This is a genomic window from Nitratireductor indicus C115 (assembly GCF_000300515.1).
GTDB classification, from domain to species: Bacteria; Pseudomonadota; Alphaproteobacteria; order Rhizobiales; family Rhizobiaceae; genus Nitratireductor; species Nitratireductor indicus.
Genome location: NZ_AMSI01000015.1, coordinates 96448 through 120846, shown reverse-complemented (window position 1 = coordinate 120846; position 24399 = coordinate 96448). Strand labels below are relative to the sequence as shown.

The following is a 24399-nucleotide window of genomic DNA, read 5'->3' as shown; positions in this document are numbered from 1 at the left end:
CGCGCGATGATGAACCTCTCAGAATATCGCCGCACCGCCGCCCGCCTCGCCGACTACCTGCCCTGGGTGGCGCTGGTCGGTCAGGGCGTCGTGCTGAACAAGGATGGCAGCTTCCAGCGCACCGCGAAGTTCCGCGGCCCGGATCTCGACTCCGCGGTCGCGGCCGAGCTAGTCGGCGTCGCCGCACGCCTCAACAATTCCTTCCGCCGTCTCGGATCGGGCTGGGCGATCTTCGTCGAGGCGCAGCGGTCCGAGGCCGGCACCTATCCGAACGATGTCTTTCCCGATCCCGCATCCGCTCTCGTCGATGCCGAACGGAAGGCCGATTTCGAGGAGGAAGGCAGCCACTTCGTCTCCGACTATTACCTCACCTTCCTTTGGCTGCCCCCGGCCGAGGAGGCCGCCCGCGCCGAGAGCTGGCTCTACGAGGGCCGCGAAACCTCCGGGGTCAACCCTCACGAGCTGCTGCGCGGCTTCGTCGACCGCACCGACCGCGTGCTGGCGCTGCTCGACGGCTTCATGCCCGAGTGCCGCTGGCTCACCGATGCCGAGACGCTGACCTATCTCCATTCGACCGTCTCGACCAAACGGCATCGCGTGCGCGTGCCGGAAACGCCGATCTATCTGGACGCGCTGCTCGCCGACGAGGCGCTGACCGGCGGCCTCGAACCGCGCCTCGGCTCCGCCCATCTGCGCATCCTCACCGTCACCGGCTTTCCGAGCGTCACCACGCCCGGCCTGCTCGATGACCTCAACCGGCTGGCTTTCTCTTATCGCTGGTCGACCCGCGCCATCCTGATGGACAAGACGGACGCGACTCGGCTGCTCACGAAAATCCGCCGCCAGTGGTTTGCGAAGCGCAAGAGCATCGCCGCCATTCTGAAAGAGGTGATGACGAACGAGCAATCGGCGCTCGTCGACACCGATGCCGCAAACAAGGCGCTCGACGCCGACATGGCCTTGCAGGAACTCGGCGCGGACGTGGCCGGCATCGCCTATGTCACCGCGACCGTCACGGTCTGGGACGAGGACGCCCGCCGCGCCGACGAGAAGCTGCGGCTGGTCGAGAAGGTCGTCCAGTCCCGCGATTTCAGCGTCATGGTCGAGACGGTCAACGCCGTCGACGCCTGGCTCGGCTCGTTGCCGGGCCATGCCTACGCCAATGTGCGTCAGCCTCCGATCTCGACGCTCAACCTTGCTCACACGGTTCCTTCGTCCGCCGTGTGGGCGGGGCCGGAAAGGGATGATCACTTCGGCGCACCCCCGCTGCTCTATGGCAGGACCGAAGGATCGACCCCTTTCCGGCTCTCACTTCATGTCGGCGATGTTGGCCACACGCTCATGGTCGGCCCGACCGGCGCCGGCAAGAGCGTGCTGCTGGCGCTCATGGCCTTGCAATTCCGCCGCTACGCGGGATCGCAAATCTTCGCGTTCGATTTCGGGGGCTCCATCAGGGTCGCCACCTTGGCGATGGGCGGCGACTGGCATGACCTCGGCGGCCGGCTGACCGAAAGCGCCGACGGCTCGGTCTCGCTCCAGCCGCTCGCTCGCATCGAGCAGACGCAGGATCGTGCCTGGGCGGCGGACTGGATCGTAGCGATCTTGCAGCGCGAAGGCGTCACCATCACGCCCGAGGCCAAGGAGCATATCTGGACGGCGCTGTCCTCGCTCGCGTCCGCCCCGATCGAGGAGCGCACCATCACCGGCCTGTCGGTGCTGCTCCAGTCCAACGACCTCAAGCTCGCCATCCAGCCCTATTGCGTCGGCGGCCCCTATGGGCGGCTGCTCGACGCGGAGGCGGAAAACCTCGGCGATGCTTCCGTCGTGGCCTTCGAGACTGAAGGGCTGCTCGATACCGGCGCGGCGCCGGCCGTCCTCGCCTATCTCTTCCACCGGATCGCCGACCGCCTCGACGGTCGCCCGACGATGATAATCATTGACGAAGGCTGGCTGGCGCTCGGCGATCCTGCCTTCTCCAAGCAACTGGCCGAATGGCTGGTCACGCTGAGGAAGAAGAACGCCAGCGTCGTTTTCGCCACGCAATCGCTCGCCCAGCTCGAAAAGAGCACGATCGCGCCTGCAATCATCGAAAGCTGCCCGACCCGGCTGCTCCTGCCCAACGATCGCGCCGTCGAGCCGCAGATTACCGCGATCTACAGGCGGTTCGGCCTGAACGACCGGCAGATCGAGATCCTCGCCCGCGCCATCCCCAAGCGGGACTACTACTGCCAGAGCCGGCGGGGAAACCGGCTGTTCGAGCTGGGCCTGTCCGAAGTCGGCCTGGCGCTCTGCGCGGCTTCCTCCAAGTCCGACCAGGCATTGATCGCCGACATCCTCGCCGAACATGGCCGCGACGGTTTCCTCGCCGCGTGGCTAACCGCGCGCGGCGTCGAATGGGCGGCCGATCTCATTCCCAACCTCACCAACATCGCCGTCGCACTCGCCCCTCAAACACCCGCGCCGCAAGCGCCGGCGCCGGTCCTCGACCTCACCGAAGCCCTCGAATTCGACCCACAGGAGATCATGCCATGACCCGACACCGCTTCCCCCGTTTCGCGGGCGCTTCCCTGCTTGCGCTCACCCTCGCCGCGCCGCTGGCGCTTTCGCCGGTCTTCACCACGCCGGCCCACGCCCTCTTCGGCTTCGGCCGGATCGTTTACGACCCGACCAACCACGCCGAGAACCTTCTGACGGCGGCACGCACCCTTGAGCAGATCAACCACCAGATCACTTCGTTGCAAAACGAAGCGCAGATGCTCATCAACCAGGCGAAGAACCTCGCGAGCCTGCCCTACAGCTCGCTTCAGGCGCTTCAACAGAACGTGCAGCGAACCCAGCAGCTTCTCGCCCAGGCGCAGAACATCGCCTTCGACGTACAGTCGATCGACAGTATGTTCCAGCAGGACTACGGCAATCTCTCCCTCAACGCCACCGACCAGCAGCTCATCGCGGACGCGCGCGGCCGCTGGGAAAATACCGTGGGCGGCTTGCAGGATGCGATGCGCGTCCAGGCAGGCGTGGTCGGCAATATCGACAGCAATCGCGCCGAGATGAGCGCGCTCATCAGCGAAAGCCAGGGCGCCGTCGGCGCGCTGCAAGCCACCCAGGCCGGCAACCAGCTCCTCGGGCTTCTGTCGCAACAGGTCTCCGACCTCATTGCCGTCAGCTCCGCCAACGGCCGCGCCGAGGCCCTTGCTGAAGCCGAGCGCGCGACGGCGGCAGAGCAGGGCCGCATTCAGCGCGAACGCTTCCTAACGCCCGGCTCCGGCTACCAGCCGGGCAGCGCGCAGATGTTCAACAACTGACGGGCCGGAAGGGGGACATCATGGAAGGCAAGGTGCTGGCCCGGATTGCGGCCATCATATTCGTCGCTGTCGCCATCACGGCGACGATCATCGAAATGACCCGCGAGGAGAAAGCCGGGCCACTGCCAGCCGCTCCGGTGCTCCAGCCGGCAACCGATCCGCTGCGTCTGGAGCAGCGGCGGTGCCAGGAACTGGGTGAGGCCGCCGCCAGCGACGCCTCTTGCCTGCGCGTCTGGGCCGAAACCCGCGACCGCTTCCTCGGCCGCTCGCCCGCACCGGAAGCTCCCGCCCCGAACGAAGGGCGGTGAGCCATGGGCGGCACCGGCGTCATTGATAACTTCCTCGGTATCTTCACCAGCTACATCGACAGCGGTTTCGGGCTGCTCGGCGGCGAGGTGGCCTTCATCGCCACGACCTTGATCGTGATCGACGTGACCCTCGCCGCATTGTTCTGGGCCTGGGGCGCCGACGACGACATCATCGCCCGCCTCGTGAAGAAGACGCTGTTCGTGGGCGTCTTCGCCTACATCATCTCCAACTGGAACAATCTCGCCCGCATCGTCTTCGAGAGCTTCGCCGGCCTTGGCCTCATGGCCTCCGGCACCGGCTTCTCGACGGCCGATCTGCTGCGCCCCGGCCGCGTGGCGCAGACCGGCCTCGAAGCCGGCCGGCCGCTGCTCGAATCCATTTCCGATCTCATGGGCTGGATCGCGGTCTTCGAGAACCTCGTCCAGATCCTTTGCCTGTTCTTCGCCTGGGCGCTGGTGATCCTCGCCTTCTTCATTCTGGCGATCCAATTGTTTGTCACTTTGATTGAATTCAAGCTGACCACCTTGGCCGGCTTCGTCCTCATTCCCTTCGGCCTCTGGGGCAAGTCCGCCTTCATGGCCGAGCGCGTCCTTGGAAACGTCGTCTCGTCGGGTATCAAAGTCTTGGTCCTGGCGGTCATCATCGGCATCGGCTCGACCCTGTTCGGCCAGTTCACTTCCGGCTTCGGCGGCGCGACTCCGACGATCGACGAGGCGATGGCCATCGTCCTTGCGGCGCTGTCGCTCTTGGGGCTGGGAATATTTGGCCCCGGCATCGCCACGGGCCTGGTCTCTGGCGGGCCGCAGCTCAGCGCTGGCGCTGCCGTCGGCACCGGCCTTGCAGTCGGTGGCGCCGCGATCGCGGCTGGCGGCGCGACCATGCTGGCAGCGCGAGGCGGTGCCGCCGCGCTTTCCGGCGGTGCTGCCCTGGCGCGCGGCGGCGCATCGGCCGCTGGCGCAGCCTCGACCGCATACACCCTCGCTTCCATGGGCGAATCCGGCGCGTCGGGCGTCGCGGCCGGTCTCGGCGGTGTCGCTCGCGCCGGTGGCGCCGCCGCGGTCTCGCCGCTGAAGCGCGCCGTCTCCCGTGCGGCCGACAGCCTCAAGTCCAGCCACACCGGAGGCGTCAAGGGCGGCTTCGAGACGACCGGCGGCACTTCCACCATGGGGACGGTCGGCGGGGGAGCCTCACCGGCCCCGGCAAGCGCACCCGTTGCCGACGGCCCGCCCGCCTGGGCGCAGCGTATGCGCCGCAGCCAAGCCCTCAGCCACGGCGTCACGGCCGCCGCCCATGCAGTCCGATCCGGTGACAGCCACGGCGGCGGAGCCTCCATCAGCCTTTCCGAAAGCGACCGCACATGAACATCTTCAAACGACCGACCACCCACTACGGCAAGACGCCCGAACCCGTTACGCCCTACCAGAAGGCCGCCCAGGTATGGGACGAGCGCATCGGCTCGGCCCGCGTTCAGGCCCGCAACTGGCGCTACATGGCTTTCGGCTGCCTGATCCTCTCGGCCAGCTTCGCCTCGGCGCTGGTCTGGCAGTCCGCCCGCGGCACCGTCGTTCCCTGGGTGGTCGAGATCGACCGCCACGGCGAGGCCCGCGCCGTCGAGTCGGCGGTCGCCGACTATCGGCCGACAGACCCGCAAGTGGCTTGGCACTTGGCGCGATTCATCGAGCAGGTCCGTGGCCTGCCCTCGGACCCCATCGTCCTCCGACAAGCGTGGCTCCGCGCCTACGAGTTCACCACCGACAGGGGTGCGGTGGCGCTGAACGAATATGCGCGCTCCAACGATCCCTTCACCCGCGTCGGTCGCCAACAGGTCTCGGTCGAAGTCTCCAGCGTGATCCGGGCATCGCCGGACTCGTTCCGTGTGGCCTGGGCGGAACAGCACTACGAGAACGGCCAGCTCTCCCGCACCGAACGCTGGACCGCGATACTCACCATCGTCCTCCAGCAGCCGCGCACCGCCGAGCGCCTGCGCGCCAACCCCCTAGGAATCTATGTGAACGCGATCTCCTGGTCGCGGGAGATGTCTCAATGATCCGCAATCCTCACAAAGCCGGACCCGCGGCTTTCCGTAAACCCGTATTGGCGGCTTTGCTGGCCACCACCATGCTCGCCGGCTGCGCCACCAACCGCACGCCGCAATTCAGCTACGATGCCGACGTGCCGGCGCTTCCCGTCGTCAGGACCGCCGTGACCGACGGCACGCCTCGGCCGTTGCACACCCCGCCCGCTTGGACCGTCTCGCGCGGCGGCGAGGCGGCCACCAACCCGGAGGGCCGTGTCGGCAACGCCAACGCGGCCGCACGCGTCGAGCCGCGCCGGGAGGGCTACTACAACGCGATCCAGATCTATCCCTGGTCGGAGGGGGCGCTGTTTCAGGTCTATGCCGCCGTCGGGCAGATCACGACCATCGCGCTCGAACCCGGCGAGAGCCTGACCGGCGCCGGTCCGATCGCGGCGGGCGATACCGCCCGCTGGATCATCGGCGACACCGAAAGCGGCTCCGGCACGACGCGCCGTGTCCATGTGCTGGTCAAGCCGACCCGCGCCGGCATCTCCACCAATCTGGTGATTACCACGGATCGCCGGACCTACCTCGTAGAGCTGCGCGCGAGCGAGGAGACGTGGATGCCGGCGATCGCCTGGGCCTATCCCGCACCGCCTGCAAGCCAGCGCGTGACCGCGCCCGCCGCGCCGATCATCCCGGCCGAGTCCGCGCGTAACTACCGCTATGGCCTCACCGGCGACAACCCGCCCTGGCGGCCGACCACCGTGTTCGACGATGGGCGGCGCGCTTACGTGGTGTTCCCGCGCGGCATCGTTCAGGGCGAGATGCCGCCGAGATGCCGCCCCTGTTCGTCATCGGCTCGGGCGGCGAACCCGAGATCGTCAACAGCCGCATCTATCAGAACGTCCTCATTGTCGATCGCCTCTTCGGCGCGGCCGAGCTACGGCTGGGTTCCGGCAACCGGCAGCAGACCGTAAGGATCGTCCGCGTTCAGCCCGGCCAGAGCGCCGCCGCGACCAGTGGGCAAAGCACGGCAACGGGAGGGTCGTCGTCATGAGCGAGACCGAAGGCCGGAAGGAGGAAGGGATCGAGCTGAGCGGAGCGGCCGGCGACAAGGCGGGCTCCATGCGCCTGCGCGCCGAAGCGCCGCGCGTCACGCGCATCTCGCGCAAGGCGCTGATGGGCGCGGGTCTGGTCGCCGGCATCGGCATCGGCGGCGCGCTGATCTATGCGCTTCAGGGCGTCGATCGCGGCGGCCAGCCCGAGGAGCTGATCTCGACCGATCGCCGCCAGACCGCAGACGGCTTGCAGGGGCTTCCCGGCAGCTATGGCGACGTGCCGGTCCTCGGCCCGCCGCTGCCCGGCGATCTCGGCGGGCCGGTGCTGCGCGCCCGCGAGGAAGGCCAGCCGATTCCCGCGACCCCGATGCCGGTTCCCGCGGCCGATCCCGAGGAGCAGCGCCGCCTTGCCGAGATGGAAGCCGCCCGCACCAGCGAGATCTTCTTCCAGATCAGGGCCGGCCAGAACACCGGCTCGCCCTCGATCCCGGCCGTTCCGGGCATGCCAGGTCTTACGGGCGCCGCAACGCAGGACAGGCACCTTGCCTTCCTCAATGCCGAGGTCGATCGGCGCACGGTCGCGTCCGATCACGTCATGGCGCCCGCCTCGCCCTATATCCTTCAGGCCGGTGCGGTGATCCCCGCCGCGCTGATCACCGGCATCCGTTCGGACCTGCCGGGACAGATCACCGCCCAGGTGACGCAGAACGTCTATGACAGCCCCACCGGCGCCCTCCTTCTCATTCCGCAGGGAAGCCGCCTCATCGGCGAATACGATGCCGGCGTGACCTTCGGCCAACGCCGCGTCCTCTTGGTGTGGAATCGTCTCATCCTGCCCAACGGCCGCTCGATCGTGCTGGAGCGCCAGCGCGGCGCCGATGCGTCGGGCTATGCGGGCCTCGAAGACGGAGTCGACTACCATTGGTGGGATCTAATGAAGGCGGCGGGCCTCTCGACGCTTCTCGCCGTCGGCGCGGAACTGGCCACGAGCGATGAGGACCGCCTGGTTCGTGCCATCCGCGACGGGGCGCAGGACACGGTGAACCAGGCCGGCCAGCAGATCGTCCAGCGGCAGCTTCAGGTCGCCCCGACGCTCACCATTCGCCCCGGCTTCCCTGTCCGCGTGATCGTCGCCCGCGATCTGGTCCTCGAGCCCTACGGAGCCCACTGATGAGCAATCTAAAGCTCGGCCCGCTGCCCAAGCTCGGCATCGTCCGCGTGACCGTTCCGATGCCGGAGCCGCTGAAGGAGGAACTCGACCTCTACGCTGCCGAATACGGCCGCCTCTATGGCGAGGTCGACGCCGCCACGCTGATCCCGCATATGCTGGAAGCGTTCCTGCGGTCGGATCGCGGCTGGCGCAGCCGAAAATCGAAAGTCGCCGCGAAGTCGCGCGGGACCGCTTCCGGCCAGACCAGCGCCAGGCCGGGCGCGGCCGACGCCGATCATTGATTCCGGCGCACGCGCTGCCTTGCCGCCAGATCCCGCGCGAAGCTCAGGAACCGCCGCAGCGCCGGATTGTCGCTCGACGGCGACCACACCGCGCTGAAGGGAACGATGTCCTCGGCCGCCGTCAGCGGCCGCATCGCCAGGTCGGCATGCGCCATGCTGGTCCAGCCTTCCGAGACCAGCGTGATGCCCTCGCCGATGGCGACTATGTGCATCAGCGTTTCCACCGTCACATGACGAGCGGTCACATCCGGGTAGGTGCTGTAGTCCGCGACGCGGCGCACAATATAGTCATGCACCTCCGGCCCCGGCTCCGTGGTGGAGACGATGAATCGTTCGTCGCGCAGTTGCGGCCAGTCCAGCGCATTGCTGCTCGCCAGCGGATGGTGGACCGCCATCGCCACATGCACCCGTTCGCGCCAGAACTCCTCGACGTCGCACCCGGCAACGGGCGCATTGCCGGTGAAGAACGCAATGTCGAGCTGACGCGCCCGGATCGCGCGCAGATGCTCGCGCCGGCCGCCATCCTGAATGTCGAGCTCGACGCCCGGATAGCAGCGCCGATAGGAAGCGACCAGCTCGCGCAGAAAGCCGCCGGCAAGGGTCGTGATTATGCCCACCCGAACCGTGCCTTCCTCGACGCGCCCGGCCGCGCCGGCGCGCTGCAGCACGGCCTCGGCCATCTGGAGAACCGGGATGATGTCGTCCAGGAACCGGCTTCCGGCATCGGTCAACCGGACGCCCGACGTGGTTCGCTCGAACAGGGAAATCCCGATCTCGTCCTCAAAGTCGCGCACATGGCGACTGACGCTGGATACTTTCATGCCGAGCGCACAGGCCGCGCCCGAAAAGCTCATCTGCTCGGCCGCCGCCAGCACATAGCGCAGCGCCCTCATGTCGAATGGAAGTCCGTCCGCCGGCCAGCGCACTGGACGTTCCCAGAGTGGCGGGTTCGTTCCGTCCATCGCCAATGTGCTCCCTCCTCAAGAGCGGCGACGCGGCTTCGGCTGACTCCTCCTTTCAGGCTACGGTTGGCCTGTGCCGCATCATTGTGTCGATAGCTCTGGCGCCCGCGCTAGCGCGGACGTGAAACTGGAAAGCGAAATCGAGAAATTGACTTACTGGGCGCGGCCGTTCACGGTCGCCTTGGCCTTTAGTGCAGCCCCAGTCCGTATCGCCGTCACCGCATCCTAACTGAACATCAACGGCACCATTCGAGGTCAACTCACGCAGGAACACATCGCGGTTGGAATAGACCGAATGCACTATTATGTGCAGGAGACGGGCGACATCCGCCTCGAACGATCTGGTCTCGGCTTCCTCGATGTCTGACGTCATTGCAAAATACCTGGACTGTGCTGCGATGAATCCATGGCCGACGCCAGATGGCCTAATATTGCCTTGCTTTCAAGAATGTCGGGCTTCGGCACGCTGCGATGGGCCTTGACTAGCGCCTCAAGCCACGCGGCGACGGCGACGGGCACATGGGTTCGTCCCGTCAGCCATTCGCCAGCCTGCTCGACGGGAACGCCCAACTCCTCCGCAAGGTCGGCTTGAGTCCAGCGGAGGATGGCGAGGCATTGGCGCAAGCGCGCGGCGATCATGCCCGCACCTCCTGCCGCTGGAACACGACATAGGCAAGCGTGAACAGGACCAGCATGGCGGCGATCAGCCCGGAGATTTGCGGCCAGACGATCAGCAGGCTCTGCATGGTCGGCAGCGGCGCGCCGATCACCGCGCCCTGCATCTGGTGCATGAACAGCGGCCCGACGGAGCGCGCGGCAGGGTCCAGTAACAGCCCCGTGACCTCGCCATAGAGCGTCTGCGGGGAGATGCGGGCGATCGCCTGCTGCCACTCGAAGCGGTTGAGCACGCTCATCGGATCGAACGGGTCGATCGGCGCGACGATCCCCGCGACCAGCGGCGCGATCATGCCCCAGAACACGGTGAGCACTAGCCAGACGGAGAGCGCGGCCAATGCCGAGGTGGCGGGCGAGCGGATTACGGTCGAGAATGCGATTGCGAGCGCGAGCCAGACGCCGGCATAGGCGAGCGTCGCGGCAAGCCAGAACACGCCGCGCACGATATCCGCGCCGGAAGGCGGCAGGCCGAGGAAGAGCATGCCAAGCCCGACCATCATCAGCCACAGTGTCAGGAGGGCGATGGCGATGACCAGCAGGCCGCCGAGGAATTTTCCGAACAGCACGGCGTCGCGATAGATCGGCTGGGCAAGCAGCCGGCTCATGGTGCGCCGGTTGAACTCGCCGTTGATGGCATCAAATCCGAGCGCGATAGCCACCAGCGGCAGCAGGAAGCCGAGAAATGCAGCGAAAGACGGCAACGGCTCGCGCGCCACCGTGAACAGCTTGAGGAACAGATAGGCGTCTTGCGCCGTCGTGTCGCGGATGCGGTCGATGGCGCCGTAGACCGCTCCGATGGCCGTGAGCAGAACCAGCAGCATGATGAGATGCATTCGGGCGCTCGTCATGTGGTCGGCCGCTTCCTTGAGCGCCACCGTGCCCACACCCCTGAACGGAGATCCTTCACGCTGCATTGGCAACCTCCCTGAAGTAACGGTTGTAGGCTTCGTCGAGGCGGGCGCGGCGCAGGTCGAGGTTCTTCAGCCTGCCGCCGGCCTCGACCACGAGTTTTGCGAGATCGGACCGCACATCGCGCGTCGCCTCGACCTGCCAGAGGCCGTGGGAGGCGGATGCAACCGATGTCACGCCGTCGGTCTTGCCCGCGAGTTGGCCGAGGTCGATCCCATCCGCCTCAACATCGATGACGAAGGAACCGCGCCCGATCCTCGCGGCCAGTTCCTCGATCGTGCCGAAGAAGCCGATGCGGCCCTTATTGAACAGCGCCACGCGGCTGCAGATCGACTGCACCACGTCGAGCATGTGCGAGGACAGCAGAATAGTCATGCCGCCGCGCGACAGATCGAGAATGAGGTCGAGCAGCTCCTGCGTCGATTGCGGATCGAGGCCCGAGGTCGGCTCGTCGAGGATCGCTATCCTGCAGTCGCGCATCAGCAGTTCGGCAATGCCGAGGCGTTGGCGCATGCCCCGCGAATAGGTGGCGACCGGACGGTCGGCGGGGGCGCTGAGCCGCACCTTCTCGAGTGCTGCCGCGATGCGCTCCTTCGCCAGTTCGCGCGACATGCCAGCGAGCTTCGCCGTATAGGCGAGGTTCTCCCTGCCGGTCATCGTGTCGTAGAAGCCGACCGAGTCCGGCAGGTAGCCGACCTCGCGCTTGACCTCCAGCGGCCGGCGCAGCGGGTCCTTGCCCAGGATACTGACGCTTCCCTCGCTCGCTTCCGTGAGGCCGAGCAGCATCAGGATCGTCGTGGTCTTGCCCGCGCCGTTGGGACCGAGCAGGCCGATCACCTCACCCTGGTTGACGGAGAGGTCGATGCCGGCCACGGCCACCGCGTCGCCATAGCGCTTGGCGAGGCCCTTCGCTTCGAGAACGACCGTGCTCATCGCCGCCCGTACCTCATTACTGCGCCGCCCAGCACCAGCGCGGCGACGGCGATCACGCCAAGCCCTGCAGCGCCCCACATCGTCGAGGTCCTGACCGTGACGCGGAACTGCACGTTTTCGGAGACGGTGTCGTTGGAGGCCCGCACCGACACCATGTAATCGCCGGCGATCGCCTGTTCGGATGGGGTGATTTTTACATTGACCTCGCCGGTGGAGTTCGGCGCGATCTGGGCAACGTCCCGCGGCTCGAACGCGACGGTCCAGCCGGAGGGCGGCGTGGCGGAAAGCTCCAGATCGGTCGCGGGAGCAGTTCCGGTGTTGACGAGGGTGAAGGTGAAGCTCGACTCTCTGCCGGCCACCGCCTCGCCAGACAGGCGCTCCTGCGGGCCGACGATGGCGACCTGCGGTTCGCCCGTTACGTCGAGGCTGAGCTGCGTGGTTCCGGAAAGCCCTTCGCCGGAAACCTCGAACCCGGCTTCATAGCGCCCGGCTGCGACCCCACGCGATGGGATCACCTCCATCGTGACCGTCTCGATCGCGCCGGCGGCGATGGGCAGGCCGGTGATCTCTTCCGAGCCATAACCCTTCTTGAAGCGTGTCTGGAAGCCGGCCGGCACGCTGGCTGTCAGATTGAACAGCCCGTCTTCCGCGCCTTCGTTCTTCACCTTGATCTTGAAGGAGAAGGTCGAGCGCGCGGTGCCGCGTAACGCAGGCAATTCCGGCTCAAGCGAAAGGCCGGAGGCGGCCTCCTCGGTTTCCGACAGGCGCACCACAAGCGGCAGGGTCACCGTCTCTGCTGCGGTGCGGGCGCGGACCTCGATGGCGTGTTCGCCGTCGGTGAAAGCGTCTTCCGGAGGGGTGAGTTCGAGCGTCAGTCGCTCGGTCGAATCCGGCGAGACGATCGCTGCCGTCACCTCCCGGCCGCCGCCTTTCAGCGACCACGCCCAGCCTTCCGGCACGCCCGACACTTCGATCGTGGCGCGCTGGGGCGGCAGCTTTTCATTGCGCAGCGACAGCGAAACCGACTGCGTTTCGCCCGGCTTGATGGTCATCTCTGGCCAGGACGTCGTCAGCCAGAAGCCGCTGAGTTCGGCGGATTGCTGCGCCGCAGTGGTTTCCTGTGCGCCAAGCGGCAGCGGCGCCATCAGCATTGCGCCGAGCGCGGCTGCCATCAATGTTGTGGTGAATGTCCTCATCATGTTCTCCCGTATTCACAACGAACAGTCAGCAAAGCGGAAGGCGCGTCCTAACGAACGACGAGCAGGAGCCGCGCCCCTCCCCGGAAGAGATCGAGCGCGATGGTGCCGCGCGTTTCGCCGAGCAGCCGCGTCAGTTCGGCCACGGTCCCGACTGGCCGGCGGTTGACGGCGACGATGACGTCGCCGGTGCGCAGACCGGCCTGTGCGGCAGGACTGCCCGGAGCCACGTTGGCGACCAGCACGTTGCCGGACGCATCCTGGAAATCTGCACCAGCCAGACGGTCGGGCATGGCTCTCGCAGAGGCGCGCGAGGGACTCGATTCGCCATTCACGGTCAGAGTCGCCGTCCGCCGGGCGCCATCGCGCAGATAGGCGATCTCCACCCTCGAGCCCGCAGGCGACAGGCCGATGCGGTTGCGCAAATCGGCCGAACCCGAGATCTCGCGCCCGTCGGCGGCAATGATGATGTCACCGGCCTGAATGCCGGCCTGTGCTGCGGGCGAGCGATCCTCGACGCTGGCGACGACCGCGCCAAAACTGGCATCGATGCCCAGAGCCTCGGCAAGGTCGGGGGTCAGGTCCTGGATCGAGACGCCGATGCGTCCGCGCCGGACCTCGCCATGCTCAATTAGCTGCGTCATCACCGCCGATGCCATGTCGATGGGAACGGCGAAGCCGATGCCGACATTGCCGCCGGCCGGCGCGATGATCGCGGTGTTGATGCCGACAAGCTGGCCGTCCGCCGTCACCAGCGCGCCGCCCGAATTGCCGGGATTGATGGAAGCGTCGGTCTGGATGAAGTCTTCATAGCCTTCGACGTTCAGCCCACTACGGCTCAGCGCGCTGACGATGCCGGAGGTAACGGTCTGGCCGAGCCCGAACGGATTGCCGATGGCGACCACGCTGTCGCCGACGCGCAGACGCGACGGATCGCCCAGCCGCAGGGCGGTCAGGTTGGACGCATCGACCCTGAGCAAAGCGATGTCGGTCGCCTTGTCGCTGCCGACCAGTTCGGCAGTGAAGCGGCGGCGATCCTTCAGCGTGACGGCGATCTCGCTCGCGCCGTCGACGACATGGTGGTTGGTGAGAATGTAACCCTTGTCCGCGTCGACGATGACGCCGGACCCAGCGCTCATGCGGGGCCTTTGCTGTGGCATCTGCGGCAGGTCGAAGAAGCGGCGGAAATAGGGATCGTTGAAGAGCGGGTTGGTTTCGGCAGGTGCGCGGGAGGTGACCGCGATGTTGACCACCGCGGGTGTGATCTCCTCCAGCACGTCAGGCAATGAACGCTCGACATGCCCGCCGGATGCCACATCCTGTGCGGCAGCGGGCTGCACGGCGCCACCGGAAAATGACAATGCAAGGCACGTGACAAGGATGGCGACAATCTGCGGGGCGCGAGGCAGGCCGATGAACATTGTCGATCTCCCGATATTTTTCCTTCGTGTTGGATGCGACGATCCCGTCGTGCCGGAAGAGATCTTCCGCCGCCGGTCCTTCGCGCGTCTGGTTCGATTGGAAATGAACCCCGCCCGGAGGCGAGGTTCCTGGATCATTGTGGCCGGCCGTCTCGCGAGAGGGCCGACACCTGCGCCGCCGCCTGGAACATCAGCGCGGAGGCCGCCGTGCGCCGATCCCATCCAGCCATCACGAGCCTGTCGAGCAGGGTTTCGATCAGCGGGGCCAATGCCGTGCGCGCCTCCGCATCGTGCGACAGGAACTCGGACGGCGGATGATGCGGCACAGGTACATGGTCAAAGTCTGGCATGAGGCTCATGTCAGTCTCCGATCTATGCTTTGCTCCTGACCGCTCCTGATACGGGAGCGGTCACTTTCAGCGCCAGATCCTCAGAAGTCCATGCCGCCGGCGGGCATCGCCGGGGCCGTTTCCTTCTTCGGCTTCTCCGCGATCATCGCCTCGGTGGTCACCAGCAGGCCGGCGACGGACGCCGCATCTTGCAAGGCAGTGCGTACCACCTTGGCAGGATCGATCACGCCCTGCGCGAACAGGTCGCCATATTCGTCGGTCTGGGCGTTCCAGCCGAATGCGAAGTCGGTCTTTTCGCGCAGCTTGCCGACGATGATCGAACCTTCCGCGCCCGCGTTCTCGGCGATCTGGCGCACGGGCGCCTCAATGGCCCGGCGCACGATCTCGACTCCGTGCTTCTGGTCGGTGTTGTCCACCTGAACGTTGTCCAGCGCCTTCTGCGCCCGCAGCAGCGCCACGCCGCCACCGGGCAGAATGCCTTCCTCGACCGCCGCGCGGGTGGCATGCAACGCGTCGTCGACGCGGTCCTTCTTCTCCTTGACCTCGACCTCGGTCGCGCCGCCGACGCGGATGACGGCCACGCCGCCGGCGAGCTTGGCGAGACGCTCCTGAAGCTTCTCGCGGTCGTAGTCGGAAGTGGTCTCTTCGATCTGGGTCTTGATCTGCTTCACGCGGCCCTCGATCTCGGCCTTTGAACCGGCGCCATCGACGATGGTGGTGTTCTCCTTCTCGATGACGACCTTCTTGGCCCGGCCGAGCATCTCAAGCGTGACGTTCTCCAGCTTGATGCCGAGATCCTCGCTGATCGCGGTGCCGCCGGTTAGGATGGCGATGTCCTCCAGCATGGCCTTGCGGCGGTCGCCGAAGCCCGGTGCTTTGACAGCCGCGACCTTCAAACCACCCCGCAGACGGTTGACGACGAGCGTGGCCAGAGCCTCACCCTCGACGTCCTCGGCGATGATGACAAGCGGCTTGCCGGACTGGACGACCGCTTCGAGCACGGGAAGCATGGCCTGAAGGTTGGAGAGCTTCTTTTCATGGATCAGGACATAGGGGTCCTCGAACTCGACCCGCATCTTGTCCTGATTGGTGATGAAGTAGGGGCTGAGATAACCGCGGTCGAACTGCATGCCTTCGACCACTTCCAACTCGGTCTCGGCGGTCTTGGCCTCCTCGACGGTGATGACGCCCTCGTTTCCGACCTTTTGCATGGCTTCGGCGAGGAAGCGGCCGATCTCGGCATCGCCATTGGCCGAGATGGTGCCAACCTGCGCGATCTCGTCGTTCTTCGAGATATTGCGCGCGTTGGCCTTAAGCTCGGCCACCACGGCGTCGACCGCCTTGTCGATGCCGCGCTTCAGGTCCATCGGGTTCATGCCCGACGCCACCGCCTTCGCGCCTTCCTTGACGATGGCTTGGGCGAGGACGGTCGCGGTCGTGGTGCCGTCGCCGGCGAGATCATTGGTCTTCGAGGCGACCTCGCGCACCATCTGGGCGCCCATGTTCTCGAACTTGTCCTCAAGCTCGATCTCCTTGGCGACCGAAACGCCATCCTTGGTGATGCGCGGCGCGCCGAACGACTTGTCGATGACAACGTTGCGGCCCTTGGGACCCAGCGTCACCTTGACGGCGTTGGCGAGAATATCGACGCCGCGCAGCATCTTCTCGCGGGCTTCGGTGTTGAACTTGACTTCCTTGGCAGCCATTGGATCACTCCTTCAATAGGCAGCTTTCGTTGACTGGTTGGTGGGACTGGTTAATGGTCGACGAATCCGTCAGGCGGCCTTCTTCAGCGTGGCGGGCTGTTCGATGACGCCCATCACGTCGCTTTCCTTCATGATGAGCAGGTCTTCGCCGTTGAGCCGGATCTCGGTGCCGGACCACTTGCCGAACAGGATGCGGTCGCCGACCTTGACGTCGAGTTCAATGATCTTGCCCGCATCGTCGCGCGCACCCGGGCCAACGGCGATGACTTCGCCTTCGCTCGGCTTTTCCTTGGCGGTGTCGGGGATGATGATACCACCCGCGGTTTTCTCGTCGGCTTCGATGCGGCGAACCAGGATACGGTCATGTAATGGACGGAACGTCATATCGTTCTCCTCAAGGACAAACAGATTTTGAGAGATCCCTCCGCGCCGATCCGGGAGGACCAGAGCGGGGCCGCGCAACCCTTGTCGGCGTCGCGCGCATAGCGATCTGGTTTTGGCGTTTTTCGATTTCAAGAGGGAAAGGCAAAAATTTTGGCACTCGCCGGAACCAGCTGCTAGTGCCATGGAATCATGAGCTAAAGTCGCGCCCACTTGGTCGCGACAGGACTTGAATTTTCCTACCGATCGAACAAAATCTCACGATCGTCGCCTCGGATTTAAGGGGTCGAAACTTGATCGACATGGGGTTCCGGAACGGCAACAACGGAAGGAGGAATACGATGGGCCGAACCGCTTTTTCGACGATCATTCCCTCGCTCGCGCCGCAGGCCGACGACATCGCGCTCGACCGGCTGCTCTCGCCGGCCCGCCACTACCGGCATCCCGACGACGTACTGCGTGACGCCACGCTCGACCGAGGCGAGAAGCGCGCCATCCTGTCGTCATGGGCGTCAGATGCCTGTGCGGTGGATTCGATGCCTGCCTTGCGTCAGCCGCCGGGCGCGCAGAAGCCGGTGGCCTTCGACGACATCATGGATGCGCTGCGCCGGCTCGACCGGGATGCGAGCGATCGCGAGCGAGTTGTCCGGCATTCGGCGGGCGAAAGGGAAAGGCTGGACGCATAGAAGGAGTAAGCAATGGCAGCAATCGTCAGTCGCGAATTTCGCATGCAGATGGATGGCTACGGCCTGACCACGGCAGAGATCCACTATCACTTGCCGGATCACCCGAGCTTGCTGCAGGTCTATGTCTGGCAGGACTACGATCTGGCGCCTGGGTTTCCTGAATTGAGGGGCTTTCTTGACTACTGGACCGAGACGTTGGAGGGCGCGCTGCACTCGGTGAGCATCGCCCACCATCGGTTAATCCAGCCTTCCGAGTGGAAGGCGGTCGATGGGATCATATCCATTCACTGATCGACGGAGGCCGGCCACAGTCAGGCTGATCCTGCGGTCCGAATAGATAGATCAACGCAGGAGTGCTCGTATCCGGCAGGGGCGTCCCGCGCCGATCAGGGCTTTGTCATTTTTCAACCAGTTACCAGGCTTCCCGTAAATCCTCGATGCCGGCCCGGTGGCGATCAGGCTCGCCGCCAGATCGTGATCGACCGGGCCCGGAACGGAAATGATCCACCATAGGTCTTTCCCGCATGTCTTCCGAGATCGAAAGAAAAAAGTCAGGCTGGGCTCCCAACCCTGAACCCATTGAAATCGAGCAGGGAATTTTTTCCTTGCCAACCTCTTGAAACCGAAAAACCGCGCAACCAGATCGATCCTGCGCCGCTGCCAAAAAAGGGGTGGCGCCCGGGTGAACCGGACCATCTTGTACCCATGTTGCTTCAAGGAGGATGTGGCTATGAGAACCACGACTTTCGATTTTACTCCCCTGTTCCGGTCGAGCGTTGGCTTCGACCGAATGCTGCACGCGCTCGAAGCCGCAAACCGCGTAGAGAGCATCGACAACTGGCCTCCCTATGACATCGCCCGGCTTGGCGAGGACGACTACCGCATCACCATGGCGGTGGCCGGCTTCAGCCAGGACGAGTTGACGATTACGCAGGAGCAGAACCTGCTGATCGTCGCCGGCCAGAAGTCGGGTGACGACAATGTCGAGTATCTCCACCGCGGCATTGCCGGGCGTTCGTTCCAGCGCCGCTTCCAGTTGGCCGACCATGTGCGGGTTGAGAACGCGAGCTTGGTCAATGGGCTGCTGACCATCGAACTCAAGCGCGAAATCCCCGAAGAGATGAAGCCGCGCCGGATCGAGATCACCAGCGAAGCCACACCGGCGCGGATCGAAGCCAACACGCACACCGCCGAGAAGATCGCAGCCTGATTCGACGATCAACAAGCGATCACGAGGCGCCGGGCATCCGCCCGGCGCCAACGGCAAAGCTGTGCACAATCGAGAACAGAAAGGAGAATGACCATGAACGTACGTGACCTTATTCCATGGGGCCGCAACACGAGCACCAGCCAGGCTCCCACCGTCTATCGTGAGGACGAGCGTAACCCGTTCCTGTCGCTGCATCGCGAAGTGAACCGGCTGTTCGATGATGTCTTTCGTTCCTTTGACCGAAACCTGCCGGCTCTTGGCGCTCTGTCCGGATTCGGAGCAGGATGGCCGAGCGTTGAAATCTCCGAGACCGACAAGGAGATCCGCATAACCGCCGAGGTGCCCGGTCTCGAGGAAAAGGACATCGAAGTCCTGCTTGATGATGGCGTGCTGACGCTGCGCGGCGAGAAGCGCTCCGAAACCGAAGACAAGGAGAAGCAGTTCTCCGAACGGATCTACGGTCGCTTCGAGCGTCGCATTCCGGTCGGCACGGAAATCGTCGAGGACAAGATCGACGCTAGGTTCAAGAATGGCGTGCTCAACCTCGTCCTTCCCAAGACCGAGAAGGCGCAGTCGCAGGTCAGGCGTATCGCCATCAACAGCTGACGCACGGCAACCTGACCGGCGGCTCCCGCCGCCGGTCAGGTCCGTCGCCAACGGATGGAGGCATGACTATGGAGATGGAAGTCAACGACAAGCCCGGCGGCAACACAAATGCTCATCGTCGCCACACAAGAGCCAACGACAACCGGCGGACGCCGCTGGGCATGGGGCGGTCTGTATTTCCCGACGACGCGGTCGCGCGTATTTTCAGGCCATCGCGCTCCGCAACCACATCGGCGCCTGCGCGGAACGGCTGGAAGCTGGTGTTCGAGGCCCGCAGCGCGTCCTTCATAGAGCCGCTGATGGGCTACACCGGAAGCAAGGATACCTTGCAGCAGGTCGAGTTGTGCTTCCCGACACTCGACCAGGCTGTTCGCTATGCCGAACGTCAGGGTCTTCAATACAGGGTTCAGACAATGGAGCAGGACAGGAAAAACGAGACGGACGATGACAGGCGGGCAAGCCGCACGTTCTCGGATTCGACACTGGATCGGCTGGGCCTGTCGCGGCTTTCGGAAACTTATGGCCGCGCCATGATCGGTGCCGCCAACCGCAACGATCCCGACGGATCCGCGAACTGGGCTGCGCCTATGAAAATAGTCAGCGATCGTACTTTGTCGCTGGACGCGAAACGCTCGATTCTCATGAACTGGGCCTACACCGAATACCTGATCGATCAGGCGACCAACGAAGGCATGCCCGAAAACGGACGGCCCTCCAGGCTCGACGAAGTGGAGCAGGCCCTGCTCGCTCTCGAGCGCGACGTGTCGGAGAACCAGTCGCGGAAAGAAGCGGCATGAGGTGGATCATGGACCCTTTTGTTGTTTTCGATAGCCAGCAGGTCCTGCCTGACAGATTTGCGCTGACGCTGGCTGCCGCCATGCGCAGCCGCGCACTGAAAGCCGGAAAGGAGCCTCGAATCGACAGGAGAGACCTGCCGGCACAGGACCTCGCACTTCACGAGATCGCCGCCGGCGCCTTCACGGATGAGGAACTTGCGCCCTTCCGTGTCGGGCAGCGGCGACCGCTGCGGATTGATCCCGGCAGGGATCGGCTTCGCATCGGTCATTCTGACGTCCCGGATCACGCCGGGACGATCCACTGACGAGCAACAAACCGGACAATAAGGAGGATAGGATGCTGAAGTACTTCGAAAATCGGTCGGCTTTCGATGTCATCAACATCATCGTCGGCCTGGGTCTTGCGCTTAGTCCGTGGTATCTCGGCTATACGGCTGAGCCGTATGCGGCCTGGAACGCCTGGATTGTTGGCGCAGCCGTCGCGATCATCGCCAGCATCGCGCTGGTTGCGTTCTATGAGCTCGAAGAATGGACAAATCTTGGGCTCGGCCTGTGGGCGATCATTGCCCCGTGGTTGCTGAGCTTTGCACACCTCGACGCAGCGACTATTGCGCATGTCGTGGCGGGTCTGGTGATCGCGTTCGTTGCCGCCAGCAGTCTTTGGTCGACGCCGGGGCGGCCATATTCGACCGCTTGAGCCATTCACTGGCCCGGCTTCGTGCCGGGCCAGTATTCTCCGCCTGCAGGGAAGCCACCGGCCGTAGGCATCAGTCAAACAATCGCCGTTCTTTCGAGGGGATTGTCACGGAGATGAACAAGAAGACCCAGTTCAATATCGGCTACTGGATTGCAGCGCTTTTCATCTTCATGCTCTTCCAGTATGTGTTCACGACCGTCACGCAGGTCGTGCAGATTCCCTACAGTCAGTTTGAGACCTATCTCGACGAGGGCGTGATTGCGGAAGTGGCGGTATCGGACCGCTTCATCCAGGGAACATTTAAGGAGCCGGTCGACGGCCGCCAAATGTTCATCACCACGCGAGTAGAGCCGGATCTGGCGCGTCAGCTCCTGGAGCGGGATGTCGTCGTCACCGGGCAGATCGAGAGTACATTCCTGCGCGATCTTCTGTCGTGGATCGTCCCGGTCGCGCTGTTCGTCGGCGTCTGGATGTTCATGCTCCGGAGGATGGGTGCCGGAGGATTGGGGGGTGGTCTCATGCAGATCGGCAAATCCAAGGCCAAGGTCTATGTCCAGTCCGACACCGGCGTAACCTTCAAAGACGTCGCCGGCGTCGACGAGGCCAAGGACGAACTCAAGGAGATTGTCGACTTCCTCAAAGACCCGGACGGCTATGGACGGCTAGGGGGGCGTATGCCGAAGGGCATTCTGCTCGTCGGTCCGCCCGGCACCGGCAAGACACTGCTTGCAAAAGCCGTCGCCGGCGAAGCGGGCGTGCCGTTCTTCTCTATCTCGGGTTCGGAATTCGTCGAGATGTTCGTCGGCGTCGGCGCCGCGCGTGTGCGCGATCTCTTCGAGCAGGCACGTGCCAAGGCGCCCGCCATCATCTTCATTGACGAGCTCGATGCGCTCGGCCGCGCACGCGGCATCGGCCCGATGGCAGGCGGGCATGACGAAAAGGAGCAGACGCTGAACCAGCTTCTTGTCGAGTTGGACGGCTTTGATTCATCCACGGGCCTTGTTCTGCTCGCAGCAACCAACCGCCCAGAAATCCTAGACCCGGCTTTGCTGCGCGCGGGTCGTTTCGACCGGCAGGTTCTCGTCGACCGGCCGGACAAACACGGCCGCGTGCAAATCCTGAACGTGCACTTGAAGAAGGCGAAGCTTGCGCCGGACGCCGAACCGGAAAAAATCGCGGCGCTAACCCCCGGCTTCACGGGAGCCGACCTCGCCAATCTTGTCAACGAAGCCACGCTGCTTGCCACCCGCCGTAAGGCGGATGCCGTGACGATGGAGGATTTCAACAACGCCGTCGAGCGTATCGTCGCCGGCCTTGAGAAGCGGAACCGGCTGCTTAATCCGAAGGAACGCGAGATCGTCGCCTATCACGAGATGGGGCATGCGCTGGTGGCCATGGCGCTGCCCGGCGTCGATCCGGTCCACAAAGTCTCGATCATTCCGCGCGGCATCGGCGCGCTAGGCTATACGATACAGCGCCCCACCGAAGACCGTTTCCTGATGACGCGCGAAGAGTTGGAGAACAAGATGGCAGTCCTTCTCGGCGGTCGCGCAGCCGAGAAGATCGTGTTCGGACATCTTTCCACCGGCGCGGCGGACGACCTTGCCAAGGTCACCGACATCGCCCGCGCCATCGTCACCCGCTACGGCATGTCGGAGAAGCTCGGCCATGTCGCGCTGGAGAAGGACAGGCGCTCCTTCCTCGCCACCGACCAGTCCTGGTACGGGCCGCAGGAGCGCGGCTATTCCGACGAGACGGCGGCAACCGTCGACGAGGAGGTGCGCCGGATCGTCGACGATAACTTTAACCGGACCGTGGACCTGCTCGCGGGACGCCGAGAGTTGCTTGAGCGGACCGCCCGCCGCCTGCTTGAGCACGAGACGTTGGACGAACGGGAGATACGAGAGTTTGTCGGCATTCCGGAAGGTCCTGAATGTTCCGATGAGGACGAACCAACTACGACATAAGCTGCCGAAAGAGTTCCAAAGCTGCGCATCATTGTTATACACAGCGAAACATCGCAGCTCTGACATCTTGCGAATACCGAAGACGCTTTGCTTCCTTCATAGACAAGACCTCACCTCCCTCGAGTAGTCTGGCGATCTCAGCCGCGACCTGATCGGCAGCGATCATGAGAGCGGCATCGAGGTGGACATAGCGTTGTGTCACCCCTCTCGGCCCATGCCCGAGCAGGCCCGAGATCGTAAGTTCGCTAAACCCCAGCGAGGCCGCTATGCTGGCGAAGGTGTGGCGCAGCACATGCGGCGTCACATTCTCCAGACCGGCTCGGGCGCACACCCGGTCGAGGACACGCACGACCCCGATGAAATGACCGTCGCCCCAATCGGCGGGAAAGACATAGGGCGACGTGCTGCGCTGCCCCTGGCTCATCAGTTCCATGATCGCGGCGTCACCGGCCGCCCTCATCTGCGCACCGGACTTGGTGTCGGGGAAGGCTACGCAATTGTTGTCCGGCTCTACCCACTCCTTGCGCATTGCCAGCACTTCCATCCGCCTGAAGCCGGTCAGCAGCATGACGCGGATGGCCGCGAGGCCGGTCGGATGCTCGCCTTCGCGCTCCATCTGCTTCATGACTTTGCCAAGGTGCCGGACCTCGCCCGCGCTCAGACGCCGTTTCAGCTTGTTTGAGGCGATGACCCGAACGCCGTTCGCAGGGCTCTGTTCGATGATCCCGAGCCGGCGGGCATGATTGAGCAGGCTTCGAAGCGTGCTGATAGCGCGCCCGGCCACGCCCGCGCCGCCCGACGTCTGGCCGCCGCGCCCGGCCCGGCGTTCCCGCGCCGACCTGCCGACGGCGATGTCGGCCTGGAGGCGCTCAATATCGGCCAGTTTCAGATGGGCGACGACGCGCGTTCCGATCAACGGCTTGATGTGCTGCTCGATACGGCTGCGATCACCGGCCACCGACGAGGGCTTGATGGGACGCCTGTTTCTCCCGAGCAGCCGCCCGGCCTCGGCCTCTTCCAGATACCAGTCGCAGACCTCGGCCACCGTCATCCCTTCGCGGGCGGCCCGCCGTTCCTGCGAGGGATCGGCGCCGTCGATCACCGATGCCAGCTTCTTCTTGGCAAGATCGCGGGCCGTCTCCACCGTGAGAACACCATACTGCCCGATCACTAACCGGCGCGTGCGGCGCTCCTCGTTTCGATACTGGATGATGAAGGTCTTCGTTCCGGACGGCTTCGTCCGCACGCCGAACCCGCGCACCTCCGTATCCCAAACGAACACATCGCGGTTGGGATCGCGCTCCAGCGCGTCGACGAGTCTCTTTGTAAGTTTCGGCATTGTGTCAATCCTTCAAATTCTGCTTTTCCTTCGGTTCGGTCGATCGCTACGGAGGAGGCGCGCGCGATCCGCCGAATCTGCTTCCCCGGGCAGGTGCAGCATGGCCGGGGAAGCAGGGGGGAAGCAGCAGAACGGAAATCCACGGCATAACAAGCGTATGCCCGGCGGAAAGGGTGTCAACGTAAGTTATTGAGGTATAGGGGTTTTTCGTAGTTTTGCGGTTTAATACTTGCTGGAGCGAAAACTGCCCGGACGGGTTGCCAAGGTTGGGGTCGTGAGTTCGAATCTCATCGCCCGCTCCAAATTTCCTGCAAACATTAGAATTTTCGCACCGGGATCAAGGCTAGCGCCTTGTCTCCGCGTGTGACTATCGGGGCCGTTGGCCAGCCGATTTACCGACTTCCCCAAAACGAATGCGGT

General features: G+C 64.6%; 25 protein-coding genes and 1 pseudogene. 16 read left to right on the top strand and 10 right to left on the bottom strand.

Annotated features, from left to right (window positions below):
* The first annotated feature begins 6 nt into the window (after positions 1-6).
* The 8 genes and pseudogenes from trbE to NA8A_RS19470 all read left to right on the top strand — a co-directional run bounded on the left by trbE (position 7) and on the right by NA8A_RS19470 (position 8144).
* Positions 7-2532: a conjugal transfer protein TrbE gene (gene trbE, locus NA8A_RS19505; protein ID WP_009452104.1), complete on the top strand. Its 2526-nt coding sequence runs from the start codon at positions 7-9 to the stop codon at positions 2530-2532.
* Positions 2529-3305, top strand: coding sequence for a P-type conjugative transfer protein TrbJ (gene trbJ / locus NA8A_RS19500; protein ID WP_009452103.1), 777 nt, complete (start codon positions 2529-2531; stop codon positions 3303-3305). The genes trbE and trbJ overlap by 4 nt, the downstream gene beginning before the upstream one ends.
* A 20-nt stretch (positions 3306-3325) precedes the next feature.
* Positions 3326-3613 carry a putative entry exclusion protein TrbK-alt gene (gene trbK-alt, locus NA8A_RS19495; RefSeq protein WP_009452102.1) on the top strand — a complete coding sequence of 96 codons (288 nt, stop codon included), beginning with the start codon at positions 3326-3328 and terminating at the stop codon, positions 3611-3613.
* Positions 3614-3616: 3 nt separating this feature from the next.
* Entirely contained in the window at positions 3617-4975 is a 1359-nt protein-coding gene (gene trbL, locus NA8A_RS19490) for a P-type conjugative transfer protein TrbL (protein ID WP_009452101.1), read from the top strand.
* On the top strand, positions 4972-5661 hold the full coding sequence (trbF, locus tag NA8A_RS19485; RefSeq protein WP_009452100.1) for a conjugal transfer protein TrbF: 690 nt from the start codon (positions 4972-4974) through the stop codon (positions 5659-5661). The genes trbL and trbF overlap by 4 nt, the downstream gene beginning before the upstream one ends.
* A pseudogene (trbG, locus tag NA8A_RS19480) lies at positions 5658-6691 on the top strand (P-type conjugative transfer protein TrbG). Before trbF ends, trbG begins: the two are co-directional and overlap by 4 nt.
* Positions 6688-7863, top strand: a complete 1176-nt coding sequence (locus NA8A_RS19475; RefSeq protein WP_009452097.1) for a TraB/TrbI/VirB10 family type IV secretion system protein — start codon at positions 6688-6690, stop codon at positions 7861-7863. Before trbG ends, NA8A_RS19475 begins: the two are co-directional and overlap by 4 nt.
* Entirely contained in the window at positions 7863-8144 is a 282-nt protein-coding gene (locus NA8A_RS19470) for a DUF2274 domain-containing protein (RefSeq protein ID WP_009452096.1), read from the top strand. Before NA8A_RS19475 ends, NA8A_RS19470 begins: the two co-directional genes overlap by 1 nt.
* Here the strand turns inward: NA8A_RS19470 and NA8A_RS19465 are convergent.
* The 9 genes from NA8A_RS19465 to NA8A_RS19420 all read right to left on the bottom strand — a co-directional run bounded on the left by NA8A_RS19465 (position 8138) and on the right by NA8A_RS19420 (position 16680).
* Positions 8138-9106, bottom strand: coding sequence for a LysR family transcriptional regulator (locus NA8A_RS19465; protein ID WP_009452095.1), 969 nt, complete (start codon positions 9104-9106; stop codon positions 8138-8140). The genes NA8A_RS19470 and NA8A_RS19465 overlap by 7 nt on opposite strands.
* A 369-nt stretch (positions 9107-9475) precedes the next feature.
* Positions 9476-9745 (bottom strand): helix-turn-helix domain-containing protein, encoded by a 270-nt coding sequence (locus NA8A_RS19455; protein WP_009452093.1) that lies wholly within the window; start codon positions 9743-9745, stop codon positions 9476-9478.
* A complete protein-coding gene (locus NA8A_RS19450; RefSeq protein ID WP_009452092.1) occupies positions 9742-10695 on the bottom strand; it encodes an ABC transporter permease in 954 nt (317 codons plus the stop codon). Before NA8A_RS19450 ends, NA8A_RS19455 begins: the two co-directional genes overlap by 4 nt.
* A complete protein-coding gene (locus NA8A_RS19445; RefSeq protein WP_009452091.1) occupies positions 10685-11623 on the bottom strand; it encodes an ABC transporter ATP-binding protein in 939 nt (312 codons plus the stop codon). The genes NA8A_RS19450 and NA8A_RS19445 overlap by 11 nt, the downstream gene beginning before the upstream one ends.
* Positions 11620-12822 (bottom strand): COG1470 family protein, encoded by a 1203-nt coding sequence (locus NA8A_RS19440; RefSeq protein WP_143088100.1) that lies wholly within the window; start codon positions 12820-12822, stop codon positions 11620-11622. The genes NA8A_RS19445 and NA8A_RS19440 overlap by 4 nt, the downstream gene beginning before the upstream one ends.
* A 47-nt stretch (positions 12823-12869) precedes the next feature.
* Positions 12870-14240: a DegQ family serine endoprotease gene (locus NA8A_RS19435; RefSeq protein ID WP_009452089.1), complete on the bottom strand. Its 1371-nt coding sequence runs from the start codon at positions 14238-14240 to the stop codon at positions 12870-12872.
* Between the two features lie 134 nt (positions 14241-14374).
* Positions 14375-14599 carry a hypothetical protein gene (locus NA8A_RS19430; protein ID WP_009452088.1) on the bottom strand — a complete coding sequence of 75 codons (225 nt, stop codon included), beginning with the start codon at positions 14597-14599 and terminating at the stop codon, positions 14375-14377.
* Positions 14600-14670: 71 nt separating this feature from the next.
* Positions 14671-16296: a chaperonin GroEL gene (gene groL / locus NA8A_RS19425; RefSeq protein ID WP_009452087.1), complete on the bottom strand. Its 1626-nt coding sequence runs from the start codon at positions 16294-16296 to the stop codon at positions 14671-14673.
* A gap of 69 nt (positions 16297-16365) precedes the next feature.
* Positions 16366-16680: a co-chaperone GroES gene (locus tag NA8A_RS19420; protein ID WP_009452086.1), complete on the bottom strand. Its 315-nt coding sequence runs from the start codon at positions 16678-16680 to the stop codon at positions 16366-16368.
* A gap of 338 nt (positions 16681-17018) precedes the next feature.
* Between NA8A_RS19420 and NA8A_RS19415 the strand changes: the two genes are divergently transcribed.
* The 8 genes from NA8A_RS19415 (at position 17019) to ftsH (ending at position 22640) form a co-directional block, all read left to right on the top strand.
* Positions 17019-17363: a hypothetical protein gene (locus NA8A_RS19415; protein WP_009452085.1), complete on the top strand. Its 345-nt coding sequence runs from the start codon at positions 17019-17021 to the stop codon at positions 17361-17363.
* 12 nt (positions 17364-17375) lie between these two features.
* Complete coding sequence (locus tag NA8A_RS19410; protein WP_009452083.1) at positions 17376-17654, top strand: usg protein; 279 nt, start codon at positions 17376-17378, stop codon at positions 17652-17654.
* Positions 17655-18093: 439 nt separating this feature from the next.
* Complete coding sequence (locus tag NA8A_RS19400; protein ID WP_009452081.1) at positions 18094-18573, top strand: Hsp20 family protein; 480 nt, start codon at positions 18094-18096, stop codon at positions 18571-18573.
* A 93-nt stretch (positions 18574-18666) separates the two neighbouring features.
* Positions 18667-19179: an Hsp20/alpha crystallin family protein gene (locus NA8A_RS19395; RefSeq protein WP_009452080.1), complete on the top strand. Its 513-nt coding sequence runs from the start codon at positions 18667-18669 to the stop codon at positions 19177-19179.
* Between the two features lie 68 nt (positions 19180-19247).
* Entirely contained in the window at positions 19248-19976 is a 729-nt protein-coding gene (locus NA8A_RS19390) for an NADH dehydrogenase ubiquinone Fe-S protein 4 (protein ID WP_009452079.1), read from the top strand.
* Between the two features lie 8 nt (positions 19977-19984).
* Positions 19985-20281: a DNA-directed RNA polymerase subunit omega gene (locus tag NA8A_RS25365; RefSeq protein ID WP_202802958.1), complete on the top strand. Its 297-nt coding sequence runs from the start codon at positions 19985-19987 to the stop codon at positions 20279-20281.
* A 32-nt stretch (positions 20282-20313) separates the two neighbouring features.
* A complete protein-coding gene (locus NA8A_RS19380; RefSeq protein ID WP_009452077.1) occupies positions 20314-20673 on the top strand; it encodes an SPW repeat protein in 360 nt (119 codons plus the stop codon).
* Between the two features lie 113 nt (positions 20674-20786).
* Entirely contained in the window at positions 20787-22640 is a 1854-nt protein-coding gene (gene ftsH / locus NA8A_RS19375; protein ID WP_009452076.1) for an ATP-dependent zinc metalloprotease FtsH, read from the top strand.
* A gap of 34 nt (positions 22641-22674) precedes the next feature.
* Here ftsH and NA8A_RS19370 read toward each other — a convergent pair whose 3' ends face one another.
* A complete protein-coding gene (locus NA8A_RS19370) occupies positions 22675-23979 on the bottom strand; it encodes a tyrosine-type recombinase/integrase (protein ID WP_009452075.1) in 1305 nt (434 codons plus the stop codon).
* Positions 23980-24399 lie beyond the last annotated feature (420 nt).